The sequence below is a fragment of the Sulfurospirillum sp. UCH001 genome (assembly GCF_001548035.1).
GTDB lineage: Bacteria > Campylobacterota > Campylobacteria > Campylobacterales > Sulfurospirillaceae > Sulfurospirillum.
This window is the reverse complement of the sequence record NZ_AP014723.1, coordinates 1,389,408-1,402,349: the sequence shown is the minus strand read 5'-3', so window position 1 is coordinate 1,402,349 and position 12,942 is coordinate 1,389,408. Positions and strand designations below refer to the sequence as shown.

The 12,942-nt window shown below is 35.6% G+C and carries 14 protein-coding genes; 7 read left to right on the top strand and 7 right to left on the bottom strand.

From position 1 onward, the window contains the following. Window positions 1–7: 7 nt before the first annotated feature. The 7 genes from UCH001_RS07020 (at window position 8) to UCH001_RS06990 (ending at window position 5,234) form a co-directional block, all read left to right on the top strand. Entirely contained in the window at window positions 8–1,138 is a 1,131-nt protein-coding gene (locus UCH001_RS07020; protein WP_067176149.1) for a cytochrome b/b6 domain-containing protein, read from the top strand. A gap of 64 nt (window positions 1,139–1,202) precedes the next feature. Continuing rightward, window positions 1,203–1,982, top strand: coding sequence for a pyridoxine 5'-phosphate synthase (locus tag UCH001_RS07015; RefSeq protein ID WP_067176146.1), 780 nt, complete (start codon window positions 1,203–1,205; stop codon window positions 1,980–1,982). After that, the gene (gene pdxA, locus UCH001_RS07010; RefSeq protein ID WP_067176145.1) at window positions 1,979–2,914 is read left to right on the top strand and encodes a 4-hydroxythreonine-4-phosphate dehydrogenase; all 936 of its coding nucleotides are present in this window, start codon (window positions 1,979–1,981) and stop codon (window positions 2,912–2,914) included. Before UCH001_RS07015 ends, pdxA begins: the two co-directional genes overlap by 4 nt. 111 nt (window positions 2,915–3,025) lie before the next feature. Further along, window positions 3,026–3,673 carry a cobalt transporter CbiM gene (gene cbiM, locus UCH001_RS07005; RefSeq protein WP_067176142.1) on the top strand — a complete coding sequence of 216 codons (648 nt, stop codon included), beginning with the start codon at window positions 3,026–3,028 and terminating at the stop codon, window positions 3,671–3,673. After that, a complete protein-coding gene (locus UCH001_RS07000) occupies window positions 3,670–3,951 on the top strand; it encodes a PDGLE domain-containing protein (protein ID WP_067176139.1) in 282 nt (93 codons plus the stop codon). Before cbiM ends, UCH001_RS07000 begins: the two co-directional genes overlap by 4 nt. Continuing rightward, a complete protein-coding gene (locus UCH001_RS06995; protein WP_067176136.1) occupies window positions 3,941–4,495 on the top strand; it encodes a hypothetical protein in 555 nt (184 codons plus the stop codon). The genes UCH001_RS07000 and UCH001_RS06995 overlap by 11 nt, the downstream gene beginning before the upstream one ends. Continuing rightward, on the top strand, window positions 4,482–5,234 hold the full coding sequence (locus UCH001_RS06990) for an energy-coupling factor ABC transporter ATP-binding protein (RefSeq protein WP_067176135.1): 753 nt from the start codon (window positions 4,482–4,484) through the stop codon (window positions 5,232–5,234). Before UCH001_RS06995 ends, UCH001_RS06990 begins: the two co-directional genes overlap by 14 nt. Window position 5,235: 1 nt before the next feature. Here UCH001_RS06990 and mnmH read toward each other — a convergent pair whose 3' ends face one another. From mnmH to UCH001_RS06955, 7 genes are read right to left on the bottom strand one after another with little or no spacing between them, the layout of a single operon-like run. Continuing rightward, window positions 5,236–6,249 (bottom strand): tRNA 2-selenouridine(34) synthase MnmH, encoded by a 1,014-nt coding sequence (gene mnmH, locus UCH001_RS06985; protein WP_067176132.1) that lies wholly within the window; start codon window positions 6,247–6,249, stop codon window positions 5,236–5,238. Then, entirely contained in the window at window positions 6,243–6,734 is a 492-nt protein-coding gene (locus UCH001_RS06980) for an HIT domain-containing protein (protein WP_067176131.1), read from the bottom strand. Before UCH001_RS06980 ends, mnmH begins: the two co-directional genes overlap by 7 nt. Continuing rightward, a complete protein-coding gene (gene trpC / locus UCH001_RS06975) occupies window positions 6,734–7,522 on the bottom strand; it encodes an indole-3-glycerol phosphate synthase TrpC (protein WP_067176128.1) in 789 nt (262 codons plus the stop codon). The genes UCH001_RS06980 and trpC overlap by 1 nt, the downstream gene beginning before the upstream one ends. Continuing rightward, entirely contained in the window at window positions 7,519–8,790 is a 1,272-nt protein-coding gene (locus UCH001_RS06970) for a hypothetical protein (RefSeq protein WP_067176125.1), read from the bottom strand. Before UCH001_RS06970 ends, trpC begins: the two co-directional genes overlap by 4 nt. After that, entirely contained in the window at window positions 8,766–9,146 is a 381-nt protein-coding gene (locus tag UCH001_RS06965) for a YkgJ family cysteine cluster protein (RefSeq protein WP_067176123.1), read from the bottom strand. Before UCH001_RS06965 ends, UCH001_RS06970 begins: the two co-directional genes overlap by 25 nt. Beyond that, window positions 9,134–9,832 carry a tRNA1(Val) (adenine(37)-N6)-methyltransferase gene (locus UCH001_RS06960; RefSeq protein WP_067176120.1) on the bottom strand — a complete coding sequence of 233 codons (699 nt, stop codon included), beginning with the start codon at window positions 9,830–9,832 and terminating at the stop codon, window positions 9,134–9,136. Before UCH001_RS06960 ends, UCH001_RS06965 begins: the two co-directional genes overlap by 13 nt. A gap of 3 nt (window positions 9,833–9,835) precedes the next feature. Then, window positions 9,836–12,931 (bottom strand): hypothetical protein, encoded by a 3,096-nt coding sequence (locus tag UCH001_RS06955; protein ID WP_067176117.1) that lies wholly within the window; start codon window positions 12,929–12,931, stop codon window positions 9,836–9,838. Window positions 12,932–12,942 lie beyond the last annotated feature (11 nt).

The following is a 12,942-nucleotide window of genomic DNA, read 5'->3' as shown; positions in this document are numbered from 1 at the left end:
GTTATCAATGAATAAAAGAGCTCATGAAGTTTTTGTCTGGCCGTTGTGTACACGCATTATTCACTGGATTATAGCCAGCTCTTTTTTCCTCTCTTTTGTCACTTCTTTTTATCATAATCTCTTTAGATGGCATCTTGCTTTTGGGCTTATCTTTGGCATTGTGTTACTTTTTCGCCTTATTTGGGGATTTGTTGGTCCAAACTATGCAACATTCAAAACATTCAAACTAAGCTTACATGAACTCAAAGACTATTTTGCGCAAAAAGTAAAAAATAGGTGGCGTAAAATTCATGCTGGTCACAATGCCGCATCCAGTTGGTTTACTTTGATTGTTCTAGGACTAGGCAGTTGGAGTGTTATTAGTGGATTGTTTTTGCAAGGCATTCAAGAAGGTAGTGGACTTTTAGGGCAACTTAATCAACACTATTTTTATCTCTCTTCTACGCTTTTTACAATTCATTCCCTACTCTCTTATGTGCTTTTTGCATGGGCAATTATCCATATTATTGGTGTTTTGATTGAGCAGTTTTATCATAAAACACATATGCTTTTTGCAATGATTACAGGTTATAAAAAAGCAGAAGGTAACGATGCTCAAGTTTCTATTGTAAGGCATCTTTTTGCATATGCTGTCATTGTATTGTCAATTTTGACACTCTACTTTGTTGCTCAAAGAGATGAAACATTTTTAACAAAAAGTAGATTTGAGAAGCGAAATTTTCAAGTAGAAAATCCTAGTTTTTATGAAAAATGCAGTAAATGTCATAAAACGTATCCTCCTTTTATGTTACCTCATGACTCATGGATACGCCTTATGGATGGGCTTGATAATCACTTTGGTGAGCAAATTATGGAAAACAACATTACAAAAAGTGAACAAGCCAGTATAAAAGAGTATCTTCTTACGCATAGTGCGGAGTCATCAACACACAAAGTAGCCTTTAAAACATTAGATTCTTTAGGCGATATGCGACCAATCTCGATGAGTAAAGTACCATACTGGCGTGAATCTCACAAAAGTATTGATAAAGCTATTTTTAAAACTTCTCCTATTAAAAAAGCGTCCAACTGTTTTGTTTGTCATCCTGATTTTGAATATGGAATTTTAGATAATACACGCATTCACATCCCAAAATAAGCGCTGAAACTTTTTAGAAATTATATTTTAGCTATAATATTTCCTAAAAACGAAGGATACGATGATGCTTCTAGGCGTAAATATCGATCATATTGCAGTGTTAAGAGAAGCACGAAAGATTAATGACCCAGATCCTCTTGATGCCCTCTCTTTAGCAAAACGTGCTGGTGCGGATCAAATTACCATCCATTTAAGAGAAGATAGACGTCATATTAATGATGATGATGCTAAAAAGATTATTGAAATCTCTCAATTACCTGTCAATTTGGAGTGTTCGATTACCCCTGAAATTATCGAAAAAGTCATTGAATTTCGCCCTCACCGCGCTACATTGGTGCCTGAAAAGCGTGAAGAAGTAACCACAGAGGGTGGCCTTGATGTGCTCAAAAATAAAGAGATAATGAAAGAGATCGCACAAAGGCTCAAAAAAGAGCATATTGAACTTTCTCTTTTTATCGATCCAAACAGTGCGATGATTGAAGCTGCCCATGAGATCAAAGCACAATGGGTTGAACTACACACAGGTTTGTATGCCAATATTTATGCGATGCTTTACTCTAACCTTTCTCGCTCTCGTCATAGCATTAAAGAGCTTGAAGTCGATAGAGAAACACTCACTATCAAACTGCTTGAAGCAACGCATGAACTTGAACATGCTTCAAAGCTTGCTCATCAATTAGGGCTTAAAGTAGCTGCAGGACATGGTTTAAACTACCAAAATGTTAAACGCATTTTAGAAATTAAAGAGATTAGTGAGCTAAACATTGGTCAGAGTATTATTGCACGTTCTGTATTTACTGGTTTTGAACAAGCGGTAAAAGAGATGTTAGGATTACTTAAATGAAAAAAATAGCCATTAGTGTTGGAGATCTCAATGGAATTGGCTTAGAAATAGCCTTACGTTCACATGAGGAAGTCAAAAAACATTGTCAACCTATTTATTGTATTAACGAAAATATGCTTGCGTGGGGTGCTGCTCTTTTGGGATTAGATGTTCCTACTGACTTTGAAATCCGTGATTGTGGTAAAGTCTTTGAAATTGAAGCAGGTGTTTGTTCTGCTGAAGCGGGTGAGAGTTCGTATGACTCTTTTATTACCGCAGTAGCACTGGCTAAAAGCAATGAAGTCAGTGGCATAGTGACCCTTCCTATTAACAAAGAATCATGGGCATTAGCTGGGCTAGAATACAAAGGGCATACTGATGCTTTGAGCGATTTACTCGGATGCGAAGCGATTATGATGTTGGGATGTGAAGAGATGTTTACCATTCTTTACACACATCATGTTCCATTACGTGATGTTCCGCATGAAATAAAAGCAAAAAAACTCAAGCCTTTTTTACTGAAAGTCTATGAAGAACTTGGCATTGAGCGTATTGCTGTGTTAGGGCTCAATCCTCATGCAGGTGACCATGGTGTCATTGGTGATGAAGATGAAGAGATTGAAAAGGCGATTGTAAAAGCTAACCACTTTTTAGAGCGTGAGGTCTTTGTAGGTCCTTTGGTACCAGATACTGCTTTTTCAAAGATGAATCGTGAAAATTTTACGTATTATATATGTATGTATCATGATCAAGGTTTAATTCCTTTAAAAACACTCTATTTTGAAGAGAGCATCAATGTAAGCCTTAATGCAGGCATCGTACGAACTTCAGTAGATCATGGAACCGCTTTTGACATCGCTTACAAAGATGGTAATCCTTCATGTTTAAGTTATATTAATGCTGTAAAAGAAGCTGTCAAACTTGCAACAGGCAAAGCACTTTTAACATTTTAATTCAAGTAATACTAAGACTAGAAATGTAATAATAATACCAAATTAAATTGAGTAATATTTAAGTATTACTCAATTATTATTTGGATTTACATTTTTGGAGGTTACTGAATTATGCATATTCCAGATGGATATCTCTCCCCTATTACATGTATTGCAACGTATGCTGCTGCTTTGCCTTTATGGGTCATTGCATTCAAAAAACTCAAACAAGATCTCAATGAAACAACATTGCCGTTGATTGCTTCGTTAAGCGCTTTGAGCTTTATTATCATGATGTTTAATATCCCCATTCCTGGTGGCACAAGTGGACACGCTGTTGGGGCCTCGTTAATCGCTATTTTATTTGGTCCATGGATTGCTTCATTATGTGTGAGTTTAGTACTTTTTATCCAAGCGCTTGTTTTTGGTGATGGAGGAGTAACAACCTTTGGTGCGAATGCCCTTTTAATGGCTTTTGCATCTTCTTTCTCTTCTTACTATATCTTTCAGATACTCAAAACAAAGTCGTTTGCACCTTATGTAAGCGGCTGGGTGAGTGTTGTATGTTCGTCTTTGGTGTTGACGCTTTTCTTAGGTATTCAACCACTTATTGCGACTTTAGATGGTCAACCTCTTTATTTCCCTTTTGGCTTTGATGTGACTTTCCCTGCTGTTGTGGGTTCACATATCCTCTTTTTTGGTGTGGTTGAAGGTATATTTACGGGTATCGCTTATCGTTATATCGTCAAGAATCGTATCTATAAAGGAGTGAATGCATGAAAAAAATTCTCTATCCAATGCTCATTATTTTTATATTGATTCCTTTGGGATTGATTAGTGAAAATCCTGCATGGGCTGAGTGGGATAACGAATATTACCAAGAAGCATTAGGTTTTATTCCTAAAGGAATTGAAAATGCCCTTCACGTTAAAGTATTAGCACCTGATTATACGATAGAAGGTATGAATGGTATTGTGGCGTACTATCTTTCTGGCATGCTAGGCGTTGCCCTTATTTTTGGAATTTTTTACCTCTTAGGAAAAAAACTTGCGCGATAGAATCCTCCTTGGTTTCTATCTTTTAGGGCTAGTGATAATTCTCTCTAGCCACTCCTTTTATCTCTTAAGTTTTTTTGCTATTGCCCTGTTATGTTTAGCACGATCATCATGGTTAAAGATACTTAAAAAAGCTCTCAAATCTATTTTCTTTTTCAATATTGCAATTAGCATCGGTTATATAGCTATTGCTGTATTGCAAGAAAGAGTGTGGTTAGAGTACATACTCCTATTTAACCTGCGTGTTTTTGTTCTGACATTAACAACACTTCTTTTCTCTCATTATGTCAATATTGCTCTTGCCCTCTCCTTTTCTAAAACACTCAGTTTTCTTCTCAGTATTTCTCTTTCCCAAATTTACAGTTATCAAAAAAGTTACGAAAATTTTATGCTAGCCCTTAAAAGCAGACTCATCAAAAAAATGAATGAACGTGCAAAAAAAGAGTTTATTACCTCTGTCTTTGGTTATTTTTTTACGAAAGCGTTGTATGATAGCGAAGAAAAAAGTTTAGCGCTCAAGGCAAGGGGATTTTTTGATCAAAATTGAAGATTTAACGTATCAATATGAAAGCAAATGTGTTTTAGATAAACTCTCTTTTGAAATTCAAGCAGGTGAAAAAGTTGTTCTCCTTGGAAATAATGGCAGTGGAAAAAGTACACTTCTTCGTATTCTTGCAGGGCTTTATTTTGGAGAAGGCAGCTACACCTATAAAGAGCGTTTGATTACGAAAAAGAGCGTTGATAAATCTTTTCGCAAAGAAATAGGTATATTATTTCAAAATCCTGAAACAATGATGTTCAATCCAACCGTATACGACGAGATTGCTTTTGGGTTGAGAGAATTTGATGTTGCAAATGTCGATGAGAGAGTTCATGCAATGGCAGAAAAATTCTCTTTACAACAGCATTTGCAAAGCTCTCCGTTGAAACTTAGTGGTGGAGAAAAACAAAAAGTAATGCTATGTGCTATTTTAGCATTGGAGCCACAATTTCTACTTTTAGATGAACCAACAGCCAATATGGATCCTAAAACGACAGGTTGGTTCGTGGATTTGCTATCAGAGATGAAAATTACTACACTTATTTCAACGCATAATATCTCTTTAGCGTATGAATTAGGCGATAGAGCTTTTGTATTGAACGATAAACATCAACTTATCTATAATGGTGAAGTTGAAGCATTAATGCGCAATAAAAAGATTTTAATAGAGGGAAATTTGTTGCATATCCATGCGCATAAACACAAAGATTTTCATCATTCCCACTACCATATGCACCATTTTTAATTTAAAGATGAGAAAGTTTTTCTCGTAAGGTATGTAGTGCCTCAAGCGTGACCTGTTGATTTGAATTATCGAGAATCATATCAATATGGTGTGGTTTTTTATACACTAGATCATAATACGCAACTAGGAGTATTTTAGAGACTTCAGCTAAATCTTCTTTTTCATATGCAAGAAGCACTTCTGCTTTGACACTTTTTTTGATATAGGGCGAAATCATTTCGATAGCGTGATAAAAAAATTCTGGAGTTATACAGTTATAATCTTTCAAAATGCGCTCTATTCGCTGAGAAAGTGGTGCTGTGATTTCGACACGATAGCCTTGCAAGATACGTTCATGTAAGAGGGCTGGAATCGTACATTTGCCCATTTTCTTGCTTTCTGCTTCAATGAATATATAGTCATTTGGATCAATTTTACATAAAATTTCGCATAAAATATTTTCAAAAGCTTTTTGGCTGGGTTGTGCACCTTTGATACTGCCAAAGCTAGAACCTAAGTGATTTGCTAATTTTTCAAGATCGATGGAAGGTTTGAGTACTTGGATTAGTTCGCTTTTTCCACATCCTGTATTACCACCTAGAACGATAAATCGCTTGTGTGGAAAATGATCAAGATATGTAAGCACATAAAAACGGTAGCTTTTGTAGCCACCTTTGAGTCGATAGACTTGATAACCAATATGTGAGAGAATAATGGCAATAGAACTAGATCTAAGCCCTCCTCTAGCACAATAGATACCAATTTTTGAGCCTATTTTGTACGTCTTTGCGATTTGTTGAAGGTGAAGAGCCATATTTTGGCAGATATAACGCGCCCCTAAAATTTTAGCGTCGTTACGTGAGACTTGTTTGTAAAGTGTTCCTACTTCTTGATGCTCAGCATCATTTAATGCGTAAAAATTTTGGGCATTTAAAACGTGTGATTCGTGAAATTCTTTGGGGCTACGCGCATCAATAAGAAGGTCAAAAGTCGATTTTTGTGCAATAAAATCATCGATTGCTAAATCAATTAACATGAAAGATACTCAGAAACAAGTCCTTGTAGATGTGTATAGATTTTTTCAAAATCCGTTCCATATACCCTTGTATCAGCAATGGTTGTAATGAAATTCGTATCACCCAACCATCTAGGTATGAGATGATAATGAATGTGCTCAGCAATGCCTGCACCTCCGCTTTTACCAAGATTCATACCAAGGTTAACGCCTTGCGCACCAATACCCTCTTTGAGCATTTTGACACAGCGTTGAACAATATACGAGATGTGTAGCCACACTTCTGGCTCAAGTGTCTCTATAGCATCGGTATGGTGATGTGGAATAACCATAAAATGGCCTGGTGCATAAGGATAACGGTTCATAACAATAAAACAGAGTGCATCACGGTATAAAACATGATGCTCCGCATCCTTTTCTGGATGGTTTGAAATGTTACAAAACACACAACCCTCTGGTTTTTCGCTAAAATAAGCATCACGCCAAGGTGCGTACATATAATTCATTAATCGACTCTTTTGATAGCTTCCAAAGAAGCCTGAATATCAGGTTCTCTCATAAAATATTCACCAATTAAAAAGGCATCAGCACCAATTTTACTGAGGTGTTTGATAGTTTCTTTGTCGGTAAGTCCGCTCTCTGCTACGATGATCTTTCCTTGAGGAATGAGTGGCATTAATTTTTCTGTTAAACTCATATCCATTTCAAATGTTTCCAAGTTGCGGTGATTGATACCAATGATATTTGCACCTGCAAAAATGGCTTTAACAAGATCTTCTTTATCATGAATTTCGACTAAAACTTCAAGTCCAAGTCGCAATGCATATTCTAAAAGATGTTTTAATTCAGCTTTTGAAAGCGCTTTTGCGATCAATAAAATAAAATCAGCACCATAAACAAGGGCTTCTAAGATTTGATATTCATCAACAATGAAATCTTTTCGTAAAAGTGGTGTCGGTACATAACGGCGGATTTGTGTTAGATACTCAAGATTTCCTTGAAAATAGTGAGGCTCTGTTAAAACAGATATAGCATCAGCACCACCTAATTCATAGGCTTTAGCGATCGTCAATGGATCAAAATCTGCTTTAATAATCCCCTTGCTAGGACTTGCTTTTTTTACTTCAGCAATCATACGATAAGGATTGTCTGGTGTCGATTTTAAATATGGTTTAACATCGCGAGGCATAAAAGGATTGAACGCAAGACTTCGACCAAGCCAATCGATGGTGTACTCTTTTTTCTTTTTTTCTAAATCTTCACGTGTACGTTTAATAATTTCATCTAAAATCATGGAGTATTTTTCTCTTTCAAACATTTTTTAATCGCATCAATATGGGTTGCAACCTCTTCTTCTATAACGTTTTCACCAAAATATTTCATAATATTATAGGCCTCTTCACATTGTCCTTTTTTATAGTAACCCCACGCAAGTGAATCAAGATAATAGGGTGAGTTCGGCTCAATTTTAAGGGCTTCTTGGATTAGAGTAATGCCTTTTTCAATGTTAATATTATGATCAATTAATAAATAGCCATAGTAATTAAGATAGACAGAATCTTTGAGTAAACTTGTGACTTCATCAAATTTTTGAGAAATAGACTCAAGTACTTCAGCTGTAAGTTTTGTCTTGTTGATTTCATATTCATAAATAGCCATTTTGCCTAAATAATCGAGATTTTTGCTCTCTTCATAAAGTTTTTGAGCTAAATTATAAGCTTCTGTAAACTTTTTTTGTGTTGCATAGATCTGAAGCAGCATATCTTGGCTGAAACCTGTTTTTTCCAAAAATGTTATAGCACCTTTGACGTCTTTAATGTATAACATCAGTTCTACAATTTTTTTAGCAATTTCATCGCTTTGCTGCTCTTTATAAAGCTTTTTATACGTAGCGATAAGTCCTTGAACATTGCGATCTCGTCCATAGATTTCAATCAATTTAAAACAAGTATGATTACCGCAACCTTCCATATTGGCATATGTTTCAAGATAAGCTACTGCATCATCTTTACGACCTAAAAATCGGTACAGCAATTCAACAATGTTAAGCAATAGGTCTTCATTCTGTTCTTGTTTGTAAGCACTTTCAAAATATTTAAGTGCCAAATCGTACGATTTCATTTGTAAATACAGATTTCCTGCGATACTAAGATGCTGAACGGTTTTATCGTATTCAATAAGTTTTAAAATCTCTTTTTCTGCTTCTTCATAACGTTTGTCTTTGACAAGCTGACCTACAAGTAGGCGATTGAAGTTTTTTTCATCAGGATACTTTTTGATACCTTGCATAATAAGATCACGTGCATCAGGATCGTTCAAAACAAAAGCAAGTCCAGCGTCTTCAGTCAAGTATATTTTCTTTTGGCTCTGTTCATAAAGTGTATGATAAATTTTACGTGCGTTTACATAATCACCATTTTGTTGATAATCTAATGCTTGTAATATAAGATTGTCTTCCTCTTCAAAAACTTTTTTAGTGCTTTCACTGGTAACAACAACCTCTTTAGTGGTACATCCTACCAAAAAAAATAAAACGACTATAAGCGAATAATACCGGGACATTCTGAAACTACCTCGTCAATGTTTTCTTTAAAATATTCCCAAAATGGGAAGGTACGGCACTGTGAAGGTCGTACGTCATAGATACGACACATCTTTTTTTCCATATCAAAAAAGACGCAACCATAGCCGCCTTCGTACGCGATCTCTTTGATCGTGAAACGATAGCGAATTTTTAGTAAATACTTATTGATAAATTCTTCTTTACTCAGTGAAAGTTTGAGCGCTATTGCGCTAATCTCTTCAGGGCTCACCCAGATGTATCCACTCTCCCCTACACAGCATTTCCCTGAGCAATTTTGACATGCTTTTGGATCAAACGCATAAGGGTATCCATCACATCGCATTAATTGTTCCATGTTACACTCTGTGTTTGAGATCGCTTGAAAATAGATTGAACACGCTCACTAAAGACTTCACCAGTATATATAAACAATGGTGGATGTACTTTACAAAGTGATTTCGAGTTTTTTCGAGCACGAATAAGTACCAATGATGCCTCTTTTTCTTCTTTTGGATAAACAAAACAGATATCTTCAACGTTGAGCCCATTAGCGAGTAAGGCTGCCATAAGATGATCGAGTTGCTTAGCGTCATAACAAAAACAAAAATACCCACGGTTGCTAAGTGTTTTTGTGACTTTTTTTGCAAAAGCATCAAAAGGGAGTGCACTGCTATGACGACTCAAGAAGAGAGATGTATCTTCATTCTTTACTCCGCCTTTGTGATAAAAAGGAGGATTTGAAACGATCATATCAAATTTACATTCAAATCGGATACTTAAAAAATCATGACATATAACACTAGCAATCTCTATACCATTTTGTTCTGCATTGGCATATGCAATCGTACAATTTTGTTCTTGTATATCTAAAAGATGCATTTTTAAAGATGGAAAATCACGTTTAAGCAATAATCCCAAAATACCACAGCCACACCCCACATCAAGTACCTCGCCTTTTGGCGTAAATGTACTGATGAAATCATAAAGGAGTAGTGTATCGCTGTTGTATCGATAGCCTTTGTCGAGTTGAAATAAATTCATAGCTTAATGATATACCCTGATTTGGAAGCCTCTTGCTTTATCTTGCTCGATATTAGAAAGCGCATAACTGATTTTTGCACCTTCTCCTACGTATGATTCAACAAGCTCACCACCTGCTTTTGCACGTGCTTTCCCTAAACCGATGTTTGCAAGCCCACTGATACGATCAATCTCACTGTCTTCTACACCCACTTTTTTACTTTTAATGAGTTTCAATGAAGCAAATCCACCATTGTCTACAATCGGCGCTACTTCAAAGAAGTAACTACTATCATACTTAGCGAGGAACGTTTGTACCTCTTTTTTACATGTTTCAGAGATTGCATTGACACCGGTTCCCATATCGGTACACGTTACTTTATCAATCATTGTTAATTTTTGACCTTTTGGTGCAGGAGTATTAGGTACTTTTGCTGTCGCAACTTTTGGTGTTGCTGTCTCTAAGAGTTTAATTTTTTCATTGAGTGTTTTGATGGTTTGCTCATTAGATGCAATACGTTTGTTCAACTCATCTTGACTTTGTGCGAATGCACTCTCTTTTTGTTTTAACTCTTTTTCCAATGCAATGATTTTAAGTGTCTCATCTTTTTTACTCGCACCAAGTTGTGTCTCTTTTGCTTTTAGCTCCGCTTGTAAAGCTTTGGTTGCTTCCAAATGCTGGAGCTCTTTTTGTTTAAACTCCTCTTTGAGTTTTGCTAAGTTTTCTTCTAAAGAAGCTTTCAGTGCTTCTGTCTTTTTATAACTCTCTTTATTTGCAACGATAGTTGCCTCTTTCGCTTTTAACTCTTTCTCAAGGGCAATACTTTTGAGTGTTTCTTCTTTATTAGAAGCGTTTAATTGACTATCTTTTGACTTGATTTCACCTTGAAGTGCTTTAATCTCAGCTAAGCGTTGTAGCTCTTTTTGTTTGAACTCTTCTTTTGTTTTTGTTAGATTCTCTTCCACAGAAGCTTTCAATGCTTCCACTTTTTTGATGCCTTCTTTATTTGAAGCGATCATAGCTTCTTTTGCTTTTAATTCTTTGTCTTTTTCTTTAATAATATCGAGATATTCAATTTCTTTACGGCGAAGCTCATCTTTTAGACTTACCATTTTTGCATCTTCACTGACGCGATTTTTTTCAAATGTTGCTACTTTCGCTTTTAGCTCTTCAATTTGTTTGTTTATCGCCTTCGTCGCATTTTCTTCAGCGTCTTTTAGTTTGACAGTCAGTGTTTGGATGGTTCCTTCATGACGCGCATTTTCGGTTTGAATTTTTTGTAGCTCAATAGCCTTGCTTTTAATCTCTTTCTCTAGTGCAGCAATTTTAAGCGTTTCTTCTTTTTTCGCCGAAACAATTGCACCCTCTTTCTCTTTTATATCCGCTTGAAGAAGCTGAATTTTTGCAATGTAATCATTCTCTTTTGTTTTGCTGTTCGACTTCACATCTTCCAATGCTGTACGGAGTTCTTTTAGTTTTGCTTCATCGCCCTCTTTTGATTTTTGCGTTTCAGTTCGAATAGAAGCTAATTGTGTTTTTAAACCTTGAAGTTCTTTCTCTTTTTCATCATTTTTGAGTTTGAAATCATTGTTAGAAGCTGTAAGCTCATTCACATGGAATTGGATGCGTTCATTATTTTCTTTAACCGTTGCTTTGTACTCGTTCAATTGCTTTTCAAACTTATCAGCAAACTCTTTTTTTGATGCGTCGAAGTTAGCTATTTTTTCATTGAAGGCTTTGTAGTTTTTATTATGAACTTTGTCATTTTCATCGACACGTTTTTTTACTTCTGCTTCAAAGTTCAATTTTTCGTTGTTTAAGGATGCAATCTTATCGCTTAACTCTTTAATGTTGCTCTCTTTTTTAGCAATCTCTTCTTTAAGCTTTAAAATAGACACATTAAGGGCTTTTTCATTATTTTGAGCATTTTCTTCAAGTGCTTTGTTCGCCGCAGTAAGCTCTTTGTTGAGTTTTTTCTCATCTTCGAGATACGTTCTAAATTTATTGAAGTCTTTTTCATTCTCAAGCATTAAAGCATCGATGTGTTTTTTAGCACTTGCAAGTTCAGTATTTACATTTTTTATCTTCTCTTCTTGCTGTGCCATTTTTTTAGCATGGTCTTCGTCTTGTAAAACCATATCTTGACGATTTTTAGCAATGAGTTTTTCCGTATCAACTTTGAGTTGTTCAATCGTTTTTGTATATTTTGCTATCTCTTCTTTATACTTTTGTTCGTTTAAAACCAATGTTTGTGTTTGCTTGCTCATAAGATCATTTTTTTCTTTAGCTGCTTGAACAATCTCTTCTTTGAGCTTATTGATCTCATCCTGCTTACGAGCAAACGCTGTTTTTGCTGTTTCATTATTGGTATTCATTTGCTCATTTAAAAGGACTATCTGATCATTTAAAAATTTGATTTTTTCTTTATAATCTGTCAGCTTTGCCTGTTCTTCTTCTCTAGCCTTTTTAATAGCAATTTGTTTTTTTTCTTCATCTTCGACAGCTTTTGCTTTTAGCTCTTCGATTTGTCCTCTTAATGTATTTGCCTCAATATTGGCTTTTTGTGCAATAACAACATTTTCTTTTTGAAGCTCATTGATTTTCATGGTTAAATCGCTAATGTTGCGATAATGCTGTTGCTCTGCTTCGTTAAGGCGTTCAGTATTTTTATTGGTCCATTGATTGCGTTGCTCTTCAAGTTCGTTTTGCTGTTCATCAAGTTTTTTAGAGAGCTCATTCTTCTCATTTGCCAATAAAAGGTTATCATGTTGAACAAACAGAAGCGTTTTTTGAAGACGATTGATCATACGTTTAAAATCTTGTTTGGTAAGCTCAGATTCTGCAATTGGCTTACCTTGCTCATCATAATAGGTATCTTCAAACAAATTACCATCTTTACTCTGCTCAAGTGTCGCTTCTTTATCTATGTATTGTTTTTGTACGTCAAGGGGTAAGTCACTGAATTTCACATCATTTTTACTGATGTATTTTTCTGTGAGCTCATCAAAAGAGACACCACCAAAATTACCATATTGGACGGAGGCAAAGCCTCCGACAACGATGACTAATCCAAGTGCAATATTTAAAATCTGCGAAGAAGAGAGAGCAATTTTTGCCATTAATACAATGC